The following is a 19,971-nucleotide window of genomic DNA, read 5'->3' as shown; positions in this document are numbered from 1 at the left end:
ATGAGCGGCTCGGGAGATTCCGGAGACCACGTCGACCTGACCGCGCCCGAGGCCGCCTCCGAGGCCGCCCGTCAGATCGCCGAACTGACCGGCCGGACACCGATCGGAGCCGTCTCGGTCGCACCCACGGACGAGGGATGGTCCGTCGAGGTCGAGGTTCTCGAGGACCGCCGCATCCCGTCGTCGTCCGACGTGATGGCCATCTACGTTGTCGTGTTGGATCTGGACGGAATGCTGTTGTCCTACCGCAGGATCCGACAGTACACGCGCGGACAGTCCGGGAAGGGGGCTGAGCAGTGACCAGCTCGGGTGGCGGGTCCAATTATCCCCAGCGCTACAGCCAGGGCCTCGGCGGCGCCGGGCACGAGCCTGCGAATCTCGGCGACATTCTCGAGCGCGTCCTGGACAAGGGCATCGTCATCGCCGGTGACATCCGCGTAAACCTGCTCGACATCGAACTGCTCACAATCAAACTGCGTCTGGTGATCGCGTCGCTCGAGACTGCGCGCGAGGTCGGAATCGATTGGTGGGAACACGACCCGTGGCTCTCCGGTCGCAGCAGTGACGCCGAGGACCTCGAGTTGGAGAACCGGAGGCTGCGCGATCGCATCGAAGCGTTGGAGTCGGGTGGGCGGGCAGCAAGCGACCTGACGACGGGTCCCCCACAAGCTGTGGAGGCCGTCAACCCGAATGCTCACCCTCCTGCCGACCCGCCCGTCGACGAGGACCACCGGCATGACCCGCGATGAAGGCGTGTGGGTATACGCCGTGACCACCGCGGGTTCGTTTCCCGGTGGAATCACCGGGATTCGGGGTGTAGCCGGAGAAGAGTTGAACACGGTGACCGAGGGTGGTTTCACCTCTGTCGTGGGCACGGTCGCCCTCGATACGTTCGGCGAGCAGGCTCTGCGCCGCAACCTCGAGGACCTCGACTGGCTATCCGAAACAGCACGCCGCCATGACGCCGTCGTCGCCGCGATCTGCGCGGGGGGAACCACCGTGCCGATGCGATTGGCCACCGTGTATTACGACGAGGATCGGGTGCGAACGATGTTGCGCGAGAACGCCGCAGAGCTCACCGACGCGCTGGAGCACATCACCGGCCGATCCGAGTGGGGAATCAGGTCATATCTCGATCGTCGACGAGCCGACGGCGATGACACCGCCGAGAAGGAGCGCAAGACAACGGGGACCGCATATCTCATGGAGCGGCGGGCGCGGGCGGCGGCGCAGGAAGAGACCCAATCGGAGGCCGCCCGGCTCGCCGATGAGATCTTCGCGGAACTGGGCAATCTGGCGGTCGCCGCAGTCCGCCAGCCACCGTCGGCCTCCGGCCTCTCCCCCCGTCGAGCGTCGGAGATTCTCAACGCGTCGTACCTGGTCGACAACGCTCGTGTGCACGAGTTCACTGCCGCGGTAGAGAGCGTCGATACCCGCATCGACGATGTCGATACCGTGATCACCGGGCCGTGGCCTCCCTATTCGTTCACCGCCGTCGGATCGAGTCCGCGATGACCGCTTACCCCGATCGCCGGATCGCCCTGGTCGACCTTCTCGATCGAGTCCTCGGTGGCGGCGTCGTGGTCGCCGGCGAAGTGACCCTCTCGATCGCCGACGTCGACATGGTTCACATCTCACTGCGCGCACTCGTGTCGTCGGTCAGCGCACTGACGCCTCCACTCGGCGGACCACCCGAAAGACTCCGGTGACGGACGCGTCGGACGATCGGCGCCCGGGCGAGGAGCCTGTGTCTCGTTCGCACTCCCCGTCGGTGCGGCAGCGAATCGATGCCGATCCAGAGTCCGTCGAACGTGGGCTCGTCGCCCTCGTACTCACGCTCGTCGAACTGTTGCGCCAGCTCATGGAACGCCAGGCCCTGCGCCGAGTAGATGCCGGCGACCTCTCCGACGACCAGATCGAACGAATCGGTACCACGCTGATGCTACTCGAGGAGAAGATGGAGGAGTTGCGCGAGCATTTCGGGCTCGAACCCGAGGATCTCAACATCGATCTGGGGCCGCTGGGCCCACTCCTCGCCGATGAATGACGCCGACCGGCCACCTGTGCGAGGCAGTCGACGCATTCGCAGTACGGACAACCCATCGGGAATCCGGGACCGGGAGTTTGGAAAGCACTCAGCGCGGGAATCCTGAACCATCGCAGCCGCTCCGACCGCACCCGTCAGGCCGACTTCGAAGCGAGGAGTCATGAGCGAAACGTGCGCCTCCACGAGGGCACCCGAGGATTTCGGGCCAGTGATCGAACTACGTACGCCGGCCGATGCATCCCAGCTCGGGCCGATTCGGAGTGTGTCCGCGTCGCTGGCTGAGCGGTGCGATCTGACCCTGGACCAGCTCGCAGACCTGCGACTGGCGGTCGACGAGGCCTGCAGCACCCTCTTTCGGATCGCGCTGAGCGGCAGCGACGTCGTGTGCAGGTTTCGCGTATCGCCCGATTCCTTCCGCTTCTCGGCGTGTGTGGCCGCCGCCGCTGACGACGTGGACGGACCGTTCGAGCGCCGCTTCGGATGGCACGTTCTGCGCACGCTGACCGACGATCTGACACTCCACCGCCACCACGGTAACGGCGACGGGCGGGGCTCCAGCGTCACGATCTCGTTCTCCGTACGGTGTGGAGACGCCGTGTGACTTCCCGAACGACCGATCGCTCCGACGAGTACAGCGACGTGAGACCGATGTTCGCGTCACTGGGATCGCTCGATGCCGACGATCCCTCGCGCGACGAACTACGAGACGCGATCATCACCCGGTGTCTGCCACTTGCCGAGCACATCGCCCGCCGCTTCGACCGGCGAGGCGAACCTTTCGACGACCTCGTGCAGGTCGCCAGCGTCGGGCTGGTCAACGCGGTGGACCGCTTCGACGTGGACCGTGGATCCGACTTTCTGGCCTTCGCGGTCCCGACGATCATGGGTGAGGTACGCAGACACTTCCGGGACACCGGGTGGGCGGTGCGAGTACCCCGACGCCTGAAGGAACTCCACCTGGAGATCACCACGGCATCGTCGAAGTTGTCCCAGCAGTTCGGACGTGCGCCGACGCCACGCGAGATCGCCGACGAACTCGGGGTAGGCGTCGAGGACGTCGTGCAGGGCCTGCAGGCCGCCAACGGTTACCAAGCACTCTCGGTGGACGCGGCCGTGAGCGGCGACGAAGCCGGATCGACACTGGGTGACCTCTTGGGCGACGACGACATCGCCCTGGCCGGAGTCGAGGACCACGAGACCCTGAGAGTGATCATCGACAATCTGCCGGATCGGGAGCGACTCGTTCTGCTGCTGCGCTTCTTCGGCAACGAGACCCAGTCCCAGATCGCCGCGAGGATCGGCGTGTCACAGATGCATGTGTCACGAATCCTCTCGGCCACCCTCGCCAAACTGCGTGAGCACGCCGAGCGGTAGTCGGCCGAGACAGCAGTCTCACGACGGTGCGCTTCAGATCTATCTGCGTGTCACGCAAGCAGCACCGCACCGCGCGCCGCGGTTCAGTTCTCGGCCACCACCGTGAGCTGCTCGTGGTCGAAGCACACGTGTCCGCGGACCTGCAGCGCCGACTCCAGTGGGTCGTCGTACGACCATGCGGCGTCGTCGAGGACGCGCCCGGGAAGTCGCAGCGTCCAGTACGTGGCGCTTCCCTTGTAGGGGCAGACCGTGGTCGTGTTGCTCGGTTGGAGCAGGTCGGCGCCGACGGCATCGCGTGGCACGTAGAACCGATTGGGAAGTCCCGTCTCCGAGAGCAATTCGGCGCGGTCGGTGTCGACGATGACGTCGGAGCCGAGGAGCACCCGGACTCGTCGACCGGTGTGCCGGACGTCGACGCGATGGTAGGGGTCGCGGAGATGACCGGCCACCGACTCCTCCTCGTCCAGCCAGCCGTCCATCGACTCCCAGTAGAACGCTCGGTACCCGCTCAACCACGAGGCCGCCCGCTTGGGTTCGGCGTAGGCCCAGACAGCGTTCTCGGCGCTTCGGCCGCCGACGGTGACCGACCAGTACCTCGCCGCCCCCTTGAACGGGCAGTACGTGACGTGATGTGTGGGTGTCAGCAGATCGTCGCGGATGTCGGTCTCGGGGACGTACAACTGCGGAAGCAGTCCCGTCTCGTGCAGGAGCTTGCCGCGGTCGGTGTCGAGGATCGTCTCCCCCGCGTACGTCGCCCGCACTCGCCGCGGGAAGTCGTCGAACAGCAGACGGTGAGCCGGCCCGTCGATGGTGAAGTTGCCCGGAGCGGGCTTACCGGACAGTGGTCCGCGCGGCACGGTGAGCGACATGGGAGATCCGACCTCCTCGAACGGGTTCGACGAGCGAACCGGACACGGGCTGGGTGGGTCTGCGTGGAACCTTATCCCTGTTGGGGTAGATGCGGCAGCAGGTCGTCGAGCCGCACCGACAGGTTCCGTACACGGACTCCGGTCGCGTAGAGGTCGGTGCCCTGTACACGAGGGCCAGTCGGTGTTAGAAACGACAGAGAGGTTGAGCACACAGCCTGTCGCCACATCAGAGACGGCGCGATCGTGGCCGTCGCCGGGTAGACGTGGTCCGTCGGACACTCGGACGGCCGACGTCGTAGAACCCGGCTTCACCGGATGGAGGCACCGCGTGCCTGATCTTCCGATATCAGCAACGACCACACCTCGCACGCAGACCCGCGTCGGCGAGGATCACAACCGATCCGCGGCCACAGACTCGACGGCGCTGATCGCGGACATCGCCTACGACTTGGACCTGAATACCGTCGACATGTTCCGGGCAATGTTCGGGGCGCTGGTCGACCGGACTGCAAGCGGGTTGGCGGACGGCGACCTCATCGTCCTCGACCTTTCCCGCGTCGATTTCATGAGCGTCCAAGCCGTTCCCGCGTTGATCGAGGCCAGAGACCTCGCCAGCCGACTCGGCATCGACTTCAAGCTCATCACGGCAACGCGGGGGGTCGAGCATGCGCTCACAGCCACCGGGGCCCGTCAGATTTTCGAGTGTCACGCGACGATCGAATCGGCGTGCACGGCCGATGCGCCTCGTGTCTGCGCTCTGACGGACACCGCCGGACCGTGAACGCGTGCGGGGCGGCTGCGGCGACGCTCGACAGGCCGCACGCGCCCCGGAGAGGTATAACCGAGACATGGCGATCCCGGAGCACCGCAACGGCACGTCGTCATTGGCCGCGAAGATTTCCGATCTGGCACAGCAGGCCGGGCGACGCGTCGCCACCGCCGAATCGCTTACCGGCGGGCATATCTCGTGCCTGCTCGGCGCGGCGCCGAGTTCGTCCGACTGGTACCGCGGGAGCATTGTCGCGTACTCGAGCGAAGTGAAACACGAACTGCTGGGAGTGCCCCCGGGGCCGGTCGTCTCCGAACGCAGTGCACGCAGCATGGCAACCGCGACGGCGAGACTCCTGGGCGCCGACACCGTTGTCGCCGTCACCGGCGCCGCAGGCCCCGACCCCCAGGACGGCCGGCCGCCGGGAACGGTCTGGTTCGCACTCTTCGATCGCGGCGCCGTCACCGCGAAGGAAATGACCTTTGCGGGCGACCCGTCGGAGGTGGTCGAGCTGACCGCGCGTGCCGCTCTCGATCTGCTCGCGGGGTGCATCGCCCGGGGTTGAGCGGCGACGCGGTCATGCCCCGGTCAGGGCTCGAGCAGCACTTTCACCGCCCCGTCCTGCTTCTTCTGGAAGATCTCGTAGGCACGCGGCGCGTCGTGGAGCGGGAGACGATGGGTCGCGAAGGTGTCGACGCCGAGCGGGTCTCCGTCGGTGAGAAGCGGCAAGATGTCGTCGACCCATCTCTTCACGTTGGCCTGCCCCATCCGCAACTGGATCTGCTTGTCGAACATCTTGAACAATGGCATCGGGTCCAGCGCACCCCCGTACACGCCGATGATGGACACGGTTCCGCCACGCCGCACGATGTCGATTGCCGCATCGAGGGCCGCGAGCCGATCGATGCCCGCATGGGTGAACAGCGGTCCGGCCACGGCGTCCGGAATCAACGACGTCGCCTGCTGCACCAGTTTCGCGCCGGGCGACCCGTGCGCTTCCATACCCACGGCATCCACGACGGCATCCGATCCCTGTCCGCCCGTCATATCTCTGATCGTCGCGCCGATGTCCTTGTGTTCACGGAGATCGAGTACCTCGATCCCCCGATCCCGCAGCCGTGCGAGGCGCTCCGGTACGAGGTCGACGCCGATCACACGGACACCGCGACGAGTCGCGATCCGAGCGGCCATGTCGCCGATCGGTCCGAGGCCGAGCACCGTGAGTGAGTCGCCCTCGTGGACATTCGCATACTCGACCGCCTGCCACGCCGTCGGGAGCACATCGGACAGATAGACGAACCGGTCGTCCGGAGGGCCCTCAGGCACCTTGATATGGGTGTATTGCGCCTGCGGCACCCGCATGTACTGGGCCTGCGCGCCGGGAACGCTGCCGTAGAGCTTCGAATATCCGAACAGCGCCGCCCCCGTGCCTTCCGACCGGACTTGCGTTGTCTCGCACTGTGTCTGCAGACCACGATGACACATCGAGCAGTGCCCACACGAGATCTGAAATGGAATCACCACACGATCGCCCACCGCCAGATCACCGACTTCCCTGCCCACTTCGCGCACGATGCCCATCGGTTCGTGCCCCAGGATGTCCCCGGGGTTCATGAACGGCGAGAGCAACTCGTAAAGGTGCAGATCCGACCCACAGATATTGGTGGTCGTCAGTTCCACGATCGCGTCGGTGGGGTCCTCGATCTCCGGATCGGGAACCGTATCGACACTGACGTTCCGCTTGCCCTGCCACGTCACCGCTTTCACCACTGCCTCCTGATGGATATCCGTAGGTGATCGACAACTACCCTCAGGGCGATCAACGCAAACGTCGTCCGTTCGTTACGTCGCGGTGGCCACACCGACGTTTCGACGGCAACGAAGCCGCCGTAGGTGCGACTGCCCACCGACCGACTACATCGGTCAAGGATGGTGCCGTGCAGGAACCACTGGAGTGGACGACAATCGAGAGCACGTGCAAGGACCGCACCGGTTCCTTCCGGCGCGGTCGAATAATCGCAACACCGGGGAGGCTCACATGAACAGCAACGATCCTCGCGACCTCGCACACACCACCCGGGAACACCCGGGCGAGGCCATCGAAGACGCACGCAACTGGCCCGGATACGCGCTCATCGGCGTCGCCATCGTCACGCTGGGCCTCACGCTGGTCGCGGCGGGCTACGGCTTCGTGGGCTGGGCGTGGATCGCCGGAATCGTCTGCGGCGCCTCGCTCCTGCTCGGGACGCTGCTGGTGCTCGCCGAACATCGCCGGGTGAAGCGACTGGACAACGCCTCACTCACCGATCAGGTGGGTCACTGACCCGGCCGGACGGCCCGGGCGCTCGACTGCGGAATCGCGGTTCCTGTCCGTCACAGCAACATTGGCTCGACCACTGAAGGTGACGGCGGTTCGACGCCGATCGCCGCGCCTTTTCGGCGCGGCGATTTCGACCTGGACGTTGGAATCGCATCGAGGTCACGATGCGATTGGTGGGCCCACAAGTGGGCACGCGAGCCTTGCTGTCAGAGGGCCGTGTCCGCCAGCGCGGGCGCGAGTTCGTCGGCGTAGAAGCTGAAGAATCCGTCGACTTCGGGGCCCGCGTTCACGAGGGCCAGGTGATCGAACCCCGCATCAGCGAAACTGCGAATCCTCTCGAGATGGCTACGCACGTCGGGCCCCAAACCGAAGCTGTCAGCGAGGTCGGACTCTCGAACGACTGACGAGGCCGCTTCGAAATTGATGGGGTTCGGCAGCTCTGCCTGTACCTTCCACCCTGCCGCCGAGAAGCGGAACAACTTATGTGCCGACTTCAGTGCAGCCTCCTCCGTTGCAGCCCAGGACAGCGGCACCTCACCGTAGCGCGGGCCCGAACCTCCAGCGCTCCGGTACTTTTCGATCAGATCCGCATCGGCATCGGTGGCGAACAGCCCGTCCCCGAGTTCTGCGGCGATTCTCGCTGCCGGCCCTCCTGACGCTGCGACGATGATCGGCGGAAGCTCGTCGGGCAGATCGAAAACCCGTGCGTCCTCGAGTTCGATGTGGCGTCCGCGGTAGCTGTGGTAACCGCCGCTCCATAGCAGACGGATGATGTCGATCGACTCGCGGAGCATCTCCGAGCGGGTCGACGCGGGCGGCCAGCCTCGGGCCACGACATGCTCGTTGAGCCTCTCCCCTGTTCCCACACCCAGTACGAATCTGCCGTCGGACAGGAGAGCGGTCGTCGCCGCTGCCTGGGCGATGATCGCCGGGTGATACCGGACGAACGGGCATGTCACACCGGTGGCGAGTTCGAGCGTCGACGTTCTCGCCGCGATCGCGCCCAGAATCGACCACGCAAATCCTGAGTGGTTCTGATCGTGCAGCCACGGATGAAAGTGGTCGCTGATCTCGACGAAATCGAATCCGACCTCCTCGGCCCGCACCGCCTGGCGAACCAGCTCGGCCGGCGAGTACGCCTCCGCGAACAGTTTGTATCCGATTTTCACCGTGTCTCCGTTCGTTGTTCGTTGCTCCGCGCCGGAACCGGGTTCACCGGTACCGACACTTCTCGCAGTAGAGATACCCGAGCCCGCTACCCGTGAAACCGGTCGACGGATTGGCTCCTCGGCCCCGGTGTTGCGTTCGAGTCACGATCCTGCGCGGTAGCGACGCCCGAGGATTCTTCGGCGGCAGCGAGGGTATTTGGGCGGTGTCCGCGTCCGACGTCCGAAGGAAGTGACATGTTCACCCACAAAAGGCCTCCAGTTCGAAGTTCGAATCGACAAGCCCGGCCGGTGTTCTTCGCTTCCAGCGAACCAGTTATGTCACAGGCGAAGCGCTCGGCGTCACCGGAGGCACGCCGTTCACGTGACGCGCGGCACCGACGATCAGTGCGAGGGATGGGCGGATCTCGAAGGGGTCGTCGACTCGCGGGCGCCCCGGTTCATGTTGCGCGTCGCGTTCTCGGCGTGGGCCTGCCGCCAGCCTGTGCCGGTGCCGGTGCCGGTGCCGGTGCCGGTGCCGGTGTTTCACAATCGCCCCGCGGGGGAACCCTCCGGTATGACCGCACCCACGTTCGGCCCACCGCGTGCATGCCCGGAAGGCCCCGACGCGCCCGCCGACGTCCGCTATCCACAGCCGAGCCCGCTCGACGCGTGGTGGCGCGAAGTCATGAGTGCCGACGCGGACCGGGACACCGACGCGAACGACCAAGGCCCGACGCCACCGTAGGCACAACCGCCACCGTGGGTACGTCCGGTTCCTCGCCGAGTGTGACCACACCGACGAGGTGTGGCCACACAGACGCCGGGGCCCGTCCCGTATTCGGATCGAGCAGGAAGGCAAAAGATGACTGAGGACAACACCGAGCGTGCAGCACGGGACGACGTCCACGACGATCCCCCGGGGCCGGCAGATCACGGGCGGGACGGCGGGATGGCTACCCGGGAAAATGCGCCGGACGCAGTTCGCCGGACGGATACCGACGACGAGGACAGTCAGGCGCCGCGGGGACGCCGCTGAACCGGGAGCGCGGTACAGGAGGGAGCAGGGTCCGCGAGTGGCGTCGCCGGCACCCGTACAGGTCCGGTGAGCGCGACGTGTAGGTCACCCGCAGTCGGGTCGCGCCACGATCGCTCGACGTAATGCCGTTCGGTCATCGAAGGCAGTCGCGACACCGTTGTCGACGAGTTCCGAGTCGTGCCCGCGGCCGGCGACCAGGAGGACATCGCCCGCCCGGGCGAGAGCGACGGCGCTCGCGATGGCCTCACCGCGGTCCGGGATCACCCGGACGTCCGTGCACGACACACGCCGGGCACCGTCGGCGACGTCGTCACGAAGGTCGGCGGCGTTGTCGGAGAACGCACTTTCATCCGTCACAATGACAACTTCCGCGAATCTCGCAGCCGTGGAACCCAGCGGGCGGCGCTTGCCCGGGTCACGTTCCCCTGTCGCGCCCAGCACGACGATGAGCCGCCCCGTGGCCATCGAGCGCAGGTACGGGAGGAGACGGCGTTGGCCGGCGGTGTTGTGGACGTAATCGACGAACGCCAGGAACGGTTGTCCCGCATCGACACTCTCGAGTCGGCCGGGGACCGCACTCAGGGATTCGATGCCCGCGATGGCAGCGTCGATCTCGACACCGCGGACCGTCAGCGCGGCGAGGGCGGCGACGGTGTTGTCGACCTGATGGCCGCCGAGCAGGCGCAGCCGGACCGGCATCTGCCTGCCACGGTGGTGGAGGGTGAACGAACTGCCCCATCGATCGGCGTGGACCGACGTGGCGTGCAGGTCGGCGGACGGGTCACGGACGGAGAAGGTCAGATGTGGCACGGTGGCGTCGGCGGCCAGTCTGCGCCCGTAGACGTCGTCGATACAGATCGCCGCACTGTCACAGAGTTCGGGCGTGAACAGCCGCGCCTTGGCGGCGTAGTAGGCCTCCATGTTCGGGTGGAAGTCCAGATGGTCGCGGGCAAGGTTGGTGAAGACCGCTACTTCGAAATGCGATCCATCGACTCTCCGTTCGGCCAGCCCATGACTCGAGACCTCCATTGCCACCGCGTCCACCCGCTCACGGGAGAACTGTGCGAAGGCCTGTTGGAGATCGCACGCTTCCGGTGTGGTTCGTGTCGCCGTGTAGGTGGTACGGGGTCCACGCACGGTGACCCCCGTGACAATTCCGGTTCGGCGACCCGCTGACACGAGGGCGGCATCGAGAAGGTAGACGGTACTGGTCTTCCCGTTCGTCCCCGTCACGCCGTACAGATCGAAGGCAGCGGACGGATTGTCGTACACCCACGACACCAGCGGCCCGAGTGCTCGGCGAGGATCGGCGACGACGATGCCGGGCAATGAGTCCGACGGCCGATCGCTGAACATTGCGACGGCACCGCGTGCGGCGGCTTCGGCGGCAAAGGATGCTCCGTGGTGTCGGCGTCCGGGCAGGGCCGCGTAGAGGTCCCCGGGCTGAACCCGCCGCGAATCCTGGCACACCCGGATGATCGGACGATCGCACTCCGCGGCCGGGCCGACGACCCACTCGCCCAATGCACGGAGATGACGGACGGCGCCACGGAGCGACCGGGGAACATCCGTCGACCCCGAGTCGTCGCGGCTCATGAGACCAGTTGACCACCGCTCCGCCGTTGCCGCTCGTGAACAGACGTCCCCGAGTCGATTCGCGAGCGGTCGAGTAATCGGTAGTCGCCCGCCTCGATCGATTCGCGCGGGACTCCAAGGCCTCACGGCGCCGCCCACAGCAGATCCCCGCATCGATCGCTCGACGCGGAGACCTGTGTGGTGCAGCCCGGCCTCCCAGCGGAGTCTCAGCGGAGTCTCAGCGGATGCCGGCAACTTCCTGCGCGATTGCCGCGAGACGCGTCTGGGCCGCGGAGACGACACCCTGCCGATTCTTGTTCGCCTCTTCGTAGGCCACGACCGCCCGCACGTCGGCCGGCTCGGTCAGCTCCTTGACGGCGGCTACGGCTGTGGAGACGTTCATGTCGTCGTAGTCCGAGATCGGAAGCTCCTCGGGCTCGAGCGCGCCGGTGGACGTGCGGACACCGTGCAGCGCGGCGGCAACCGCGTCGGCACCCTCGTCACGCGAAACCTGTTCCGCGCGTTCGAGAGCCGCGTCACGGCTGGCGACGATGGTCCTCGTCGCCACGTCCCCGGCATGCGCGCCTCTGCTGAGAAGACGGTTGATCCGCGGGCCGGTGGAACGTACCGCATCCATCGCCTGGTCGATTCCCTTCGTCGACCAGACGACAGGCGTGTTCATCCAGCGCACCGCAGCGCCGGTCACAGCCTGAACCGGCGTCCGACGTAACGCGGCAGGACCACCCAGCGCCTCCTCGGCAAGCACGGTGGTCAACCACTCCACGGTGGCCGAATGCGCTGTGATCAGCTGGTCGGCCAACAGCACGAGCCCTCGCTGACGCTCGGCGGTGGCCAAAGCCTTGAGATACCGGGATCGATCGAGGAGTTGATGTTCGAGGGCGAGATCGCCGAGCAGCGCCTCGTCGAACGGCTGCGCCTGCTCGGTCATCGTCTTCACCGCGGCCGCGGCCCGCCCCAGCAACGGGCCCACGAGCGCAGGAAGCCCACCCAGCTCGCGCAGAGCCCGCTCGATCGCGTCCGCGCGTCCACGCGCGTTGTCGGCGTTCTGAGCCAACTCGGTGGCGACAGCCTCCGTGCGCGCCTGCGTCCTGCGGGTATCGGCTACCTGGATCTCGGTGTTCGTCAGCTCGAGCAGCACGCGCAACTGTGCGATGAGGGTCGACGTGTCGGTCACGGCCTTCTCCGTTCCGGCAACAAACTGCCTTGGTTGGATTTGTCCGTGCGAGGACTACCCACCCGCGGGCCGTCCTAATCATGGCGGGGGAATCATGGCGGGGCGACGTGCATGATCCAGCGTTGCAGCTAGCACTCGGCCGGTCGTCTCGCCCGCGCGAGGAACTGCCGGGCGAGTTCCCGAGCGCGTACGAGGCGCTGGTCGGAACCGTCGATGCCGCGGTGGGCGGCGGCGCCCTCCAGGAGTAGGTACACGTGCTCCGCCACCGCCTGCGGGTCGTCAACCAGCTCGTCCTCGGCGACCAGTTCGATCAGCCGTTCGTACACCCGCGCCTTGTGGTCACGGATCACCCCGTATCCGGGGTGCGAGAAGGGCAGTTCACCGGCCGCGTTGATGAACGCGCAGCCACGATCGCCGTCGTCGACGTCCCCGAGATAGGAGTCGAACAGGGCCAGGGCACGGGGGTGTTCGGCCGTCCCGAGCCGTTCCTCGAACCGCGCCCACCATTGCCGGTGCCGCTCCTCCAGGTAGGCGACCACCAGCGCGTCTTTCGAGCCGAACCGGTTGTACAGCGTGCGTTTGGTGACCCCGGACTCCGCCGCGATCGCGTCGACGCCCACAGCGTGAATACCGCTGCGGTAAAACAACTCCGACGCGGCGTCGAGAATCCTTCGCGCCCCATCGGTAAGCTCCACCTCGGCTGCCACCACGCCACCACCCTCCTTGACTTCACAGACCAGTGTACCTAGCGTGTGGACACTACCTTCACCGATCGGTATACCCAGCCCGGTGACGGCTCGCGCAGAGAATCGAAGGGAGTCCCGGAATGTCCGACACCGATCAGGCCCGCCCGGTGGGGGTGCCGCTCACCACGTCGTCCGCGACCCGGACGTTGGGGTTGGCCGGCGCCGGGATGTCGTTGATCGCGGTCTGCTACGGGTTGGCTCGCTTCGCGTACGGGCTGTTCGTGCCCGCCTTCCGCGACACCTTCGCCCTGGACGCTTCTCGGGCCGGGCTGATCGCCTCGGCCGGTTATGCCGCGTACTGCGTGGGCACCGTCGCCGCGACCGTCGCGACCCCGCGCCTCGGCGCTCGCGCGGTGGCCGTCGCCGCGGGGTCTCTGGCGACAGCCGGAACGGCGCTCATCGCGCTCGCACCCACGGGCGCGGTGCTGGCACTGGGAGTGACGATCGCCGGCTCCAGCACGGGATTGGCCTCGCCTCCACTGGCGCACGCGATCGCGCTCCGGGTCACACAGGTCCGACGGGACCGCGTCCAGACGATCGTCAACGCCGGCACCGGGCTGGGCGTGATGGTCTCCGGCCCGGTCGCTCTGCTTGCACACGACCAGTGGCGCGCAGCGTGGCTCGTGTTCGCAGTCCTCTCCGCGGCCGTGACGGTGTGGGTCCGGTTTCGGGTCCCGGACACATCCGAAGACCGGCCCACTGCCACCCACACCGAGCGCGGCCGATCGCTACCTCCGGGCGCCCTCCGATTGTTCGGCGCGGCGGCCGTCGTCGGGGCAGCCAGCTCGGCTACGTGGACATTCGGCCAGGAACTCCTCGACACGGTCGGCGGACACAGCCAGGCACTCTCGACGACCGCCTGGATCATCCTGGGCGCGTGCGGTCTGTCGGGTGCGGCGGCCGCGGAACTGACACGGCGAGTGGGGCTTCGTCGTGCGTGGACGATCTCGATGTCGGCGATGTGCGGAGCGACCGCGGCGCTGGCCGCGGCACCCCAGCAGGCCGCCGTCGCGGTGGGCGGTTCGGCTGCCTTCGGGGCCGTCTATATCGCCCTCACCGGAATCCTCCTGATCTGGAGCACCCGCATCTACCCGACCCGGGCTGCCATCGGCGTCGGGATCACCTTCCTGCTCATCGCAGTCGGACAATCCGCCGCCGCACCCCTACTCGGACTCGTGGCGGATCGGACGAGCCTCACCACTGCGTTCTGGATTTCCGCGGCGCTGGCACTCGCCGGCAGTGCGATGCTTCCACCCGCACGACTCCCGACAGCGTGATCGACGCGCCGCGGTGCCGTCGGTGTCCGGTGTCAGCTTTCGGCGGCGAGCAGCACGTCGGCGTCGAAGCAGGTGTGAGCGCCGGTGTGACAGGCGGCGCCTTCCTGATCGACGATCAGCAACACGGAGTCGCCGTCGCAGTCGAGGCGGACCTCGTGCACGTACTGGGTGTGGCCGGAGGTCTCGCCCTTGACCCAGTACTGCTGGCGCGAACGCGAGTAGTAGGTGCCCTTGCGGGTCTCGAGGGTCCGCGCGAGGGCCTCGTCGTCCATCCACGCGACCATGAGGACGTCGCCCGTGGACTTCTCCTGGGCGACGGCGCTGAACAGGCCGGCCTCGTTGCGCTTGAGGCGGGCGGCGATCGTCGGATCGAGGCTCATCGGACGGTGATCCCTTCTGCACGCATGGACGCCTTGACGTCCCCGATCGTCATGTCCCCGAAGTGGAAGACGCTGGCCGCCAGGACGGCATCGGCGCCGGCCTCGACGGCGGGCGCGAAGTGTTCGACGGCGCCCGCGCCGCCGCTGGCGATGACCGGCACGTGCACCGCGGCGCGGACGGCACGGATCATCTCCAGGTCGAAGCCGGCCTTGGTGCCGTCGGCGTCCATCGAGTTGAGCAGGATCTCCCCCACGCCCAGTTCGGCGCCGCGGATGGCCCACTCGACGGCGTCGATGCCGGTGCCCCGCTTGCCACCGTGCGTGGTGACCTCCCAGCCCGACGGCGTCGGCCCCTGGCCCGCGGGGACGGTGCGCGCGTCGACCGACAGCACGATGCACTGCGAACCGAACCGCTCCGACATCTCGCGCAGCACCTCGGGACGGGCGATCGCGGCGGTGTTGACGCTCACCTTGTCGGCACCGGCCCGCAGCAGGCGGTCGACGTCCTCGACCGTGCGCACGCCGCCGCCGACTGTCAGCGGGATGAAGACCTGCTCGGCGGTGCGGGTGACGACGTCGAGCATCGTGCCGCGGTCGCCGCTCGACGCGGTGACGTCCAGGAAGGTCAGCTCGTCGGCGCCCTGGGCGTCGTACGTCGCCGCGAGTTCGACGGGATCGCCTGCGTCGCGCAGATTCTCGAAGTTGACACCCTTGACGACGCGACCCGCGTCGACATCGAGGCACGGGATCACTCGAACAGCCAAAGTCATTGTGGTGGCCCTCCTTCAGGCCGGCTCTCCGGGTCGCCCAGAGAGTGGAGAATGTCGAGCAGTTCGTCGTGCACGCCGGGCGCGGCGGCGAGGACCGAACGCGAGCCGACGTGCCAGTCGTCGCCGCGCAGATCCGTGACGACGCCTCCGGCCGCGCGCACGAGTGCGACACCGGCCGCGTTGTCCCACACATGGTGACCGAACACCACCGCGCCGCCGAGGATTCCGGCAGCGGTGTAGGCGAGGTCGGCGCCCGTGGACCCGTGCATGCGGATCCGGGACGACACCCGGCTGAGTTGGCCGAGCAATTCGAAGCGGTACGCACCGGGGATGCGGCCGTGGCTGTCGATGTTGAACGCGCCGAAACCGATCATCGCGGCGGACAACGAACTCGCCTCGAGCCTCGGCATCGCGACACCGTTGCGGAGAAGCGGACCGCCCTCTGCCGCGGAGAACCGTTCACCGGTCAGCGGCAGCCACGTCAGCCCCAGCACGGGGACACCGTCGCGTAGCAGCGCAAGCAGCATGCCCGCAGTGGGCAGGCCGGCCGAATAGTTGAACGTTCCGTCGATCGGGTCGAGGATCCACACGTCACCGTCGGCGAGTTCGGGCCCACCGAACTCCTCGCCGTGGACCTCGATGCCCGTGCGGCGTTCGAGTTCGGCCGACACGATCTTCTCGAGCTCGAGGTCGACGGCCGTCGCGAAGTCCTTGGGACCCTTGCGGACAGCGCTGGGCGCGCCCAGTCCCGCGACGAACCGGTCCCGGACGCCGTCGAGAACCTCACTCGCGATCGCGAGCAGTTCGAGCGGCGTCCGGGGCAGGCTCATCTGGGTGATCGTTTCTAGCGCGAGACCGCGGCCAGCGCCTCGGGAAGCGTGAATCGTCCGGCGTAGAGCGCCTTTCCGACGATCGAGCCTTCGACGCCTTCACCCACGAGACCGGCGATAGCCTCGAGGTCGGCGATGGTCGAGACGCCACCGGAAGCGACGACCGGCGCGTCGGTGGCGGCGCAGACCGCGCTGAGCAGTTCGAGGTTCGGGCCCGTGAGGGTGCCGTCCTTGCTGACGTCGGTGACGACGTAGCGCGAGCAGCCGTCGCGATTGAGGCGCTCGAGGACCTCCCACAGGTCACCGCCGTCGGACACCCAGCCACGGCCGCGCAGGCGGTAGTCGCCGTCGATCAGCTTGACGTCGAGACCGACGGCAATGCGCTCGCCGTGCTTGGCGATGGCGCGGGCGCACCAGTCCGGGTTCTCGACAGCGGCGGTGCCGAGGTTGACGCGGGCGCAACCGGTGGCGAGGGCGGCCTCGAGGGAGGCGTCGTCCCGGATACCACCGGACAGCTCGACCTTCACATCGAGTTCGCCGACGACGGCGGCCAGCAGTTCACGGTTGGATCCGCGGCCGAACGCGGCGTCGAGATCGACCAGATGCACCCACTCGGCACCGTCGTTCTGCCACGCGAGGGCAGCATCGCGGGGCGCACCGTAATTGGTCTCGCTCCCCGCCTCTCCCTGAACGAGGCGAACAGCTTCACCGTTGGCGACATCTACAGCAGGCAAAAGGACGAGGCTCACTGCGCCGATCCTAGTGGGTCACCGCGCACGTCCGGGTTTCGGGTCGTCGCCCGGCTCGTCGGGCCGTCGCCGCTGGTCGCCGTACGCGCGGTTGGTCATGCGTTTCGACACGACACCCATCCCCGCGATGGCCACGACGACCCCGACGAGGGCGATCACGAGCCCGACGATGGGCCCCGGCTCGACGAGCACGATGAGGAGCGCAACCACCACCAGGACGGTGGCCGCGGTCCCCATCGTCGCGAGCGCGAGCCGGGCGATGGACAGATCACCGCCCGCTCGGTCGTCGGGGTCTCGGTCGTCGGGGTCTCGGGTCACAGACTGCGAACCCAGTTCTCCAGCAGCTGAGCACCGGCGTCGCCGGACTTCTCCGGGTGGAACTGGGTGGCGGAGAGCGCGCCGTTCTCGACGGCCGCGAGGAACCGGTCACCGTGTTCGGCCCACGTCAGCTTGGGCGGAGCGATGATGTCCGACGGCGGGAGTTCCCACGTGCGCACGCCGTACGAGTGGACGAAGTAGAAGCGGGTCTCCTGGTCCATACCGGCGAACAGAACGCTGTCCTCCGGAGCGTCGACCGTGTTCCAACCCATGTGCGGCAGGATGTCGGCCTCGAGGCGTTCCACCGTGCCCGGCCACTCGCCGCACCCCTCGGCCTCGACGCCGAACTCCACGCCGCGCTCGAACAGGATCTGCATGCCGACGCAGATGCCCAGGACCGGGCGTCCGCCGGCGAGGCGCTGACCGATGATCCGCTCACCCCGGACCGAGAGCAGTCCCTCCATGCAGGCCGCGTACGCGCCGACGCCGGGCACGACCAAGCCGTCGGCGGCGAGCGCGACCTGAGGATCGGAGGTCACCTCGATCTGCGCACCGGTGCGGGCGAGGGCGCGCTGCGCCGAGTGGAGATTTCCGGAGCCGTAATCGAGGAGAGCAACCTTGCGTGCGGTCATGAGGAAAACTCTATCGGGGTGCGAATCCCGCCCCACGCACCGCCAGGGCAGCCGGCGCGACGATCAGCGCCGCGATGGCCGACAGCGCGAAGACCGCAGGGTAGCCGGCCGCACCCGCGACCGCGCCGAGCGCGATTGCTCCGATACCTGTGCCGCCGTCGTAGGCAATGTTCCAGGCGGCACTCGCCGCACCCACCCGATCCGGCCCCGCCGATGCCAGCAGCGTCAGCAGCGCCTCGTTCTGGACAGCGCCGAAGCCGGCGCCGAACGCCATGGCGCCGACCACGAGCGCCGCATCGCCGCCGGTACCCGCGACCGACAGCGCGATGAGGCCCATTCCCACCGCGGCGAGGACGAGCGCCGGAACCAGCGTCCGCCCGGCACCGATACGGTCGGCGACGACACCGGCGCCGTAGCGCCCGACGAGCATCGCGCCGGCGGATGCCGACAGCGCGAATCCCGCTATGGTGGCCCGGCTCTCGGTGGCGATCGGCAGCAACGACGACATGCCGCCGTACGCCGCGGATGCGACCAGCATCGACACGCACGGGATCAACAGCACGCTCAGCGGTAGGCCCTTGCGGCCCGCCGGGAGTCCGGGATTCCGCACCACCGGCAACCGTGAGATCGACACGAGCGACAGCGTCGGAATCAGCGCACCGAGCACGAACACGACCGGGGCGTGATCCGACTTGTACAGCGCGAGCCCGAGCGGCAGAACCAACATCTGCGCCGACGCGATCGCCACCCCGTTGGCACCGGTGACCCGGCCGAGCAGATTCCGCGGAGCCAACTCGGCCAGCAACCCGATACCGGCGACGGTGACCAGACCGAAGCCGACGCCACGGACCGCGGAAATCGCCAGAGCGGGACCGGTTGCCGTGCTCCACAGGAACGCGAGTGACGGCGGACCCAGCAACACACAGCCGACGGCCAGTACCGCACGGTACCCGTGACGGCGAAGCATCGCGGGCACACCCAACTGGGTCGCCACGGTGGTCGCCATGAAGACCGCCGTCGACGCCCCCGCCGCCAAATCCGAACCACCGCCGTCCGCGATGGCCAGCGGCACCACCGGCAGCAGCAACGACCACCCGCCGAACGTGGTGGCACCCATCAGGAGAGCGACCAGGATCCCGCGTGTTCGCAGGAGTTCACGCATCAGATCAGCCGGAGAGTTCCTGCCGCGGCGGCGAGGGCGGCGAGGGCCAACAGCACGCCGGACGCCAGCTTGTTGACTTTCCACAGCGCGTACACGCCACCGATGGCGAAGCCCGCACCGAGGAACAGGATGTAGGTGAAGACGGTATCCATACCTACAGCGCACCCTTGGTCGACGGGACACCCGACACGCGCGGATCCGGTTCGACGGCCTCTCGCAGAGCGCGGGCGACGGCCTTGAACTCGGCCTCGGTGATGTGGTGCTGGTCGCGGCCGTACAACACGCGCACGTGCAACGCGATCCGCGCATTGAGCGCGATCGACTCGAAGACGTGTCGGTTGATGACGGTCGAGTACGGCACGCCCGGGTAGCCGCCGATCACGCTGTGCAGCATGTGTTCCGGCTCGCCGGTGTGCACGCAGTACGGACGCCCGGAGACGTCGACCGACGCATGCGCCAGGGTCTCGTCCATCGGGATGAAGGCGTCACCGAAGCGTCGGATACCGCGCTTGTCGCCGAGCGCCTGCCCGAGGGCCTGCCCGAGCACGATCGCAGTGTCCTCGACGGTGTGGTGTGCGTCGATCTCGACGTCGCCCTTCGCTTCGACCGTCAGGTCGAAGCTGGCGTGCGTGCCGAGGGCGGTGAGCATGTGATCGAAGAAGGGGATTCCTGTCGATACCGACACGTTGCCCGTTCCGTCGAGGTTGAGCTCGACGACGATGCTCGACTCCCTGGTGGTCCGCTCCACCCGCGCGATCCGATCAGTCATCACAG

At 67.5% G+C, this 19,971-nt stretch carries 28 protein-coding genes; 13 read left to right on the top strand and 15 right to left on the bottom strand.

Annotated features, from left to right (window positions below; translation table 11 throughout):
• The 7 genes from C8K36_RS06925 to C8K36_RS06895 all read left to right on the top strand — a co-directional run bounded on the left by C8K36_RS06925 (nt 1) and on the right by C8K36_RS06895 (nt 3,421).
• Nucleotides 1-300 (top strand): gas vesicle protein, encoded by a 300-nt coding sequence (locus C8K36_RS06925; protein ID WP_107983587.1) that lies wholly within the window; start codon nt 1-3, stop codon nt 298-300.
• Nucleotides 297-749 carry a gas vesicle protein gene (locus C8K36_RS06920; protein ID WP_107983586.1) on the top strand — a complete coding sequence of 151 codons (453 nt, stop codon included), beginning with the start codon at nt 297-299 and terminating at the stop codon, nt 747-749. The genes C8K36_RS06925 and C8K36_RS06920 overlap by 4 nt, the downstream gene beginning before the upstream one ends.
• Complete coding sequence (locus C8K36_RS06915) at nt 736-1,515, top strand: GvpL/GvpF family gas vesicle protein (protein WP_107983585.1); 780 nt, start codon at nt 736-738, stop codon at nt 1,513-1,515. The genes C8K36_RS06920 and C8K36_RS06915 overlap by 14 nt, the downstream gene beginning before the upstream one ends.
• Nucleotides 1,512-1,709: a gas vesicle protein GvpJ gene (gene gvpJ / locus C8K36_RS06910; RefSeq protein WP_107983584.1), complete on the top strand. Its 198-nt coding sequence runs from the start codon at nt 1,512-1,514 to the stop codon at nt 1,707-1,709. Before C8K36_RS06915 ends, gvpJ begins: the two co-directional genes overlap by 4 nt.
• 38 nt (nt 1,710-1,747) lie before the next feature.
• The gene (locus C8K36_RS06905) at nt 1,748-2,047 is read left to right on the top strand and encodes a gas vesicle protein K (protein WP_107983822.1); all 300 of its coding nucleotides are present in this window, start codon (nt 1,748-1,750) and stop codon (nt 2,045-2,047) included.
• Between the two features lie 160 nt (nt 2,048-2,207).
• On the top strand, nt 2,208-2,648 hold the full coding sequence (locus tag C8K36_RS06900; RefSeq protein ID WP_107983583.1) for an ATP-binding protein: 441 nt from the start codon (nt 2,208-2,210) through the stop codon (nt 2,646-2,648).
• Complete coding sequence (locus tag C8K36_RS06895; protein ID WP_107983582.1) at nt 2,645-3,421, top strand: SigB/SigF/SigG family RNA polymerase sigma factor; 777 nt, start codon at nt 2,645-2,647, stop codon at nt 3,419-3,421. Before C8K36_RS06900 ends, C8K36_RS06895 begins: the two co-directional genes overlap by 4 nt.
• 83 nt (nt 3,422-3,504) lie before the next feature.
• On the opposite strand, the gene C8K36_RS06890 is transcribed toward C8K36_RS06895, so the two are convergent.
• Nucleotides 3,505-4,290 carry a DUF427 domain-containing protein gene (locus tag C8K36_RS06890; protein WP_107983581.1) on the bottom strand — a complete coding sequence of 262 codons (786 nt, stop codon included), beginning with the start codon at nt 4,288-4,290 and terminating at the stop codon, nt 3,505-3,507.
• 328 nt (nt 4,291-4,618) lie between these two features.
• On the opposite strand from C8K36_RS06890, the gene C8K36_RS25095 reads away from it, so the two are divergent.
• The gene (locus tag C8K36_RS25095; protein WP_258195205.1) at nt 4,619-5,071 is read left to right on the top strand and encodes an STAS domain-containing protein; all 453 of its coding nucleotides are present in this window, start codon (nt 4,619-4,621) and stop codon (nt 5,069-5,071) included.
• Nucleotides 5,072-5,138: 67 nt separating this feature from the next.
• On the top strand, nt 5,139-5,624 hold the full coding sequence (locus tag C8K36_RS06880) for a CinA family protein (RefSeq protein WP_107983579.1): 486 nt from the start codon (nt 5,139-5,141) through the stop codon (nt 5,622-5,624).
• A gap of 23 nt (nt 5,625-5,647) precedes the next feature.
• Here C8K36_RS06880 and C8K36_RS06875 read toward each other — a convergent pair whose 3' ends face one another.
• Nucleotides 5,648-6,826: a zinc-dependent alcohol dehydrogenase gene (locus C8K36_RS06875; protein ID WP_107983821.1), complete on the bottom strand. Its 1,179-nt coding sequence runs from the start codon at nt 6,824-6,826 to the stop codon at nt 5,648-5,650.
• Between the two features lie 271 nt (nt 6,827-7,097).
• On the opposite strand from C8K36_RS06875, the gene C8K36_RS06870 reads away from it, so the two are divergent.
• Complete coding sequence (locus C8K36_RS06870) at nt 7,098-7,382, top strand: hypothetical protein (RefSeq protein WP_107983578.1); 285 nt, start codon at nt 7,098-7,100, stop codon at nt 7,380-7,382.
• A 203-nt stretch (nt 7,383-7,585) separates the two neighbouring features.
• Here C8K36_RS06870 and C8K36_RS06865 read toward each other — a convergent pair whose 3' ends face one another.
• Nucleotides 7,586-8,548, bottom strand: coding sequence for a TIGR03557 family F420-dependent LLM class oxidoreductase (locus C8K36_RS06865; RefSeq protein ID WP_107983577.1), 963 nt, complete (start codon nt 8,546-8,548; stop codon nt 7,586-7,588).
• 361 nt (nt 8,549-8,909) lie between these two features.
• Here C8K36_RS06865 and C8K36_RS06860 point away from each other — a divergent pair, with 361 nt between their 5' ends.
• Both C8K36_RS06860 and C8K36_RS24705 read left to right on the top strand, forming a co-directional pair.
• Nucleotides 8,910-9,272 (top strand): hypothetical protein, encoded by a 363-nt coding sequence (locus C8K36_RS06860; RefSeq protein WP_107983576.1) that lies wholly within the window; start codon nt 8,910-8,912, stop codon nt 9,270-9,272.
• Between the two features lie 117 nt (nt 9,273-9,389).
• The gene (locus tag C8K36_RS24705; RefSeq protein WP_181319401.1) at nt 9,390-9,563 is read left to right on the top strand and encodes a hypothetical protein; all 174 of its coding nucleotides are present in this window, start codon (nt 9,390-9,392) and stop codon (nt 9,561-9,563) included.
• Nucleotides 9,564-9,647: 84 nt separating this feature from the next.
• Here C8K36_RS24705 and C8K36_RS06855 read toward each other — a convergent pair whose 3' ends face one another.
• The 3 genes from C8K36_RS06855 to C8K36_RS06845 all read right to left on the bottom strand — a co-directional run bounded on the left by C8K36_RS06855 (nt 9,648) and on the right by C8K36_RS06845 (nt 13,043).
• Nucleotides 9,648-11,159: a UDP-N-acetylmuramoyl-L-alanyl-D-glutamate--2,6-diaminopimelate ligase gene (locus C8K36_RS06855; RefSeq protein WP_107983575.1), complete on the bottom strand. Its 1,512-nt coding sequence runs from the start codon at nt 11,157-11,159 to the stop codon at nt 9,648-9,650.
• A 217-nt stretch (nt 11,160-11,376) separates the two neighbouring features.
• Complete coding sequence (locus tag C8K36_RS06850) at nt 11,377-12,333, bottom strand: hypothetical protein (RefSeq protein ID WP_107983574.1); 957 nt, start codon at nt 12,331-12,333, stop codon at nt 11,377-11,379.
• Nucleotides 12,334-12,461: 128 nt separating this feature from the next.
• On the bottom strand, nt 12,462-13,043 hold the full coding sequence (locus tag C8K36_RS06845; RefSeq protein ID WP_107983573.1) for a TetR/AcrR family transcriptional regulator: 582 nt from the start codon (nt 13,041-13,043) through the stop codon (nt 12,462-12,464).
• 116 nt (nt 13,044-13,159) lie between these two features.
• Between C8K36_RS06845 and C8K36_RS06840 the strand changes: the two genes are divergently transcribed.
• Nucleotides 13,160-14,356 carry a YbfB/YjiJ family MFS transporter gene (locus C8K36_RS06840; protein WP_107983572.1) on the top strand — a complete coding sequence of 399 codons (1,197 nt, stop codon included), beginning with the start codon at nt 13,160-13,162 and terminating at the stop codon, nt 14,354-14,356.
• 32 nt (nt 14,357-14,388) lie between these two features.
• On the opposite strand, the gene hisI is transcribed toward C8K36_RS06840, so the two are convergent.
• From hisI to hisB, 9 genes are read right to left on the bottom strand one after another with little or no spacing between them, the layout of a single operon-like run.
• Nucleotides 14,389-14,736, bottom strand: coding sequence for a phosphoribosyl-AMP cyclohydrolase (gene hisI, locus C8K36_RS06835; RefSeq protein ID WP_107983571.1), 348 nt, complete (start codon nt 14,734-14,736; stop codon nt 14,389-14,391).
• On the bottom strand, nt 14,733-15,506 hold the full coding sequence (hisF, locus tag C8K36_RS06830; RefSeq protein WP_107983570.1) for an imidazole glycerol phosphate synthase subunit HisF: 774 nt from the start codon (nt 15,504-15,506) through the stop codon (nt 14,733-14,735). Before hisF ends, hisI begins: the two co-directional genes overlap by 4 nt.
• Nucleotides 15,503-16,336 carry an inositol monophosphatase family protein gene (locus C8K36_RS06825; protein WP_107983569.1) on the bottom strand — a complete coding sequence of 278 codons (834 nt, stop codon included), beginning with the start codon at nt 16,334-16,336 and terminating at the stop codon, nt 15,503-15,505. The genes hisF and C8K36_RS06825 overlap by 4 nt, the downstream gene beginning before the upstream one ends.
• Before the next feature lie 14 nt (nt 16,337-16,350).
• A complete protein-coding gene (gene priA, locus C8K36_RS06820; RefSeq protein ID WP_107983568.1) occupies nt 16,351-17,085 on the bottom strand; it encodes a bifunctional 1-(5-phosphoribosyl)-5-((5-phosphoribosylamino)methylideneamino)imidazole-4-carboxamide isomerase/phosphoribosylanthranilate isomerase PriA in 735 nt (244 codons plus the stop codon).
• Between the two features lie 18 nt (nt 17,086-17,103).
• Nucleotides 17,104-17,403: a hypothetical protein gene (locus tag C8K36_RS06815; protein ID WP_107983567.1), complete on the bottom strand. Its 300-nt coding sequence runs from the start codon at nt 17,401-17,403 to the stop codon at nt 17,104-17,106.
• Nucleotides 17,400-18,035: an imidazole glycerol phosphate synthase subunit HisH gene (gene hisH / locus C8K36_RS06810; RefSeq protein WP_107983566.1), complete on the bottom strand. Its 636-nt coding sequence runs from the start codon at nt 18,033-18,035 to the stop codon at nt 17,400-17,402. Before hisH ends, C8K36_RS06815 begins: the two co-directional genes overlap by 4 nt.
• A gap of 10 nt (nt 18,036-18,045) precedes the next feature.
• Complete coding sequence (locus C8K36_RS06805) at nt 18,046-19,197, bottom strand: MFS transporter (protein ID WP_107983565.1); 1,152 nt, start codon at nt 19,195-19,197, stop codon at nt 18,046-18,048.
• Nucleotides 19,197-19,349, bottom strand: coding sequence for a hypothetical protein (locus tag C8K36_RS24700; protein ID WP_181319399.1), 153 nt, complete (start codon nt 19,347-19,349; stop codon nt 19,197-19,199). Before C8K36_RS24700 ends, C8K36_RS06805 begins: the two co-directional genes overlap by 1 nt.
• 2 nt (nt 19,350-19,351) lie before the next feature.
• Nucleotides 19,352-19,966 (bottom strand): imidazoleglycerol-phosphate dehydratase HisB, encoded by a 615-nt coding sequence (gene hisB, locus C8K36_RS06800; protein ID WP_107983564.1) that lies wholly within the window; start codon nt 19,964-19,966, stop codon nt 19,352-19,354.
• Nucleotides 19,967-19,971 lie beyond the last annotated feature (5 nt).

Origin of the sequence: Rhodococcus sp. OK519, assembly GCF_003051005.1 — a bacterium.
In the GTDB taxonomy this organism is placed as follows: Bacteria; Actinomycetota; Actinomycetes; order Mycobacteriales; family Mycobacteriaceae; genus Prescottella.
The sequence above is the reverse complement of the archived record's forward strand: the minus strand, read 5'-3'. Positions and strand labels throughout refer to the sequence as shown.

Coding starts and splice junctions, on each gene's coding strand:
- C8K36_RS06880 (WP_107983579.1), top strand. CDS start 5,139: ATGGCGATCCCGGAGCACCGCAACGGCACGTCGTCATTGGCCGCGAAG.
- hisB (WP_107983564.1), bottom strand. CDS start 19,966: ATGACTGATCGGATCGCGCGGGTGGAGCGGACCACCAGGGAGTCGAGC.
- hisF (WP_107983570.1), bottom strand. CDS start 15,506: ATGACTTTGGCTGTTCGAGTGATCCCGTGCCTCGATGTCGACGCGGGT.
- gvpJ (WP_107983584.1), top strand. CDS start 1,512: ATGACCGCTTACCCCGATCGCCGGATCGCCCTGGTCGACCTTCTCGAT.
- C8K36_RS06890 (WP_107983581.1), bottom strand. CDS start 4,290: ATGTCGCTCACCGTGCCGCGCGGACCACTGTCCGGTAAGCCCGCTCCG.
- C8K36_RS06805 (WP_107983565.1), bottom strand. CDS start 19,197: ATGCGTGAACTCCTGCGAACACGCGGGATCCTGGTCGCTCTCCTGATG.
- C8K36_RS06870 (WP_107983578.1), top strand. CDS start 7,098: ATGAACAGCAACGATCCTCGCGACCTCGCACACACCACCCGGGAACAC.
- C8K36_RS24700 (WP_181319399.1), bottom strand. CDS start 19,349: ATGGATACCGTCTTCACCTACATCCTGTTCCTCGGTGCGGGCTTCGCC.
- C8K36_RS06825 (WP_107983569.1), bottom strand. CDS start 16,336: ATGAGCCTGCCCCGGACGCCGCTCGAACTGCTCGCGATCGCGAGTGAG.
- C8K36_RS24705 (WP_181319401.1), top strand. CDS start 9,390: ATGACTGAGGACAACACCGAGCGTGCAGCACGGGACGACGTCCACGAC.
- C8K36_RS06855 (WP_107983575.1), bottom strand. CDS start 11,159: ATGAGCCGCGACGACTCGGGGTCGACGGATGTTCCCCGGTCGCTCCGT.
- C8K36_RS06900 (WP_107983583.1), top strand. CDS start 2,208: ATGAGCGAAACGTGCGCCTCCACGAGGGCACCCGAGGATTTCGGGCCA.
- C8K36_RS06915 (WP_107983585.1), top strand. CDS start 736: ATGACCCGCGATGAAGGCGTGTGGGTATACGCCGTGACCACCGCGGGT.
- C8K36_RS06840 (WP_107983572.1), top strand. CDS start 13,160: ATGTCCGACACCGATCAGGCCCGCCCGGTGGGGGTGCCGCTCACCACG.
- C8K36_RS06925 (WP_107983587.1), top strand. CDS start 1: ATGAGCGGCTCGGGAGATTCCGGAGACCACGTCGACCTGACCGCGCCC.
- hisH (WP_107983566.1), bottom strand. CDS start 18,035: ATGACCGCACGCAAGGTTGCTCTCCTCGATTACGGCTCCGGAAATCTC.
- hisI (WP_107983571.1), bottom strand. CDS start 14,736: ATGAGCCTCGATCCGACGATCGCCGCCCGCCTCAAGCGCAACGAGGCC.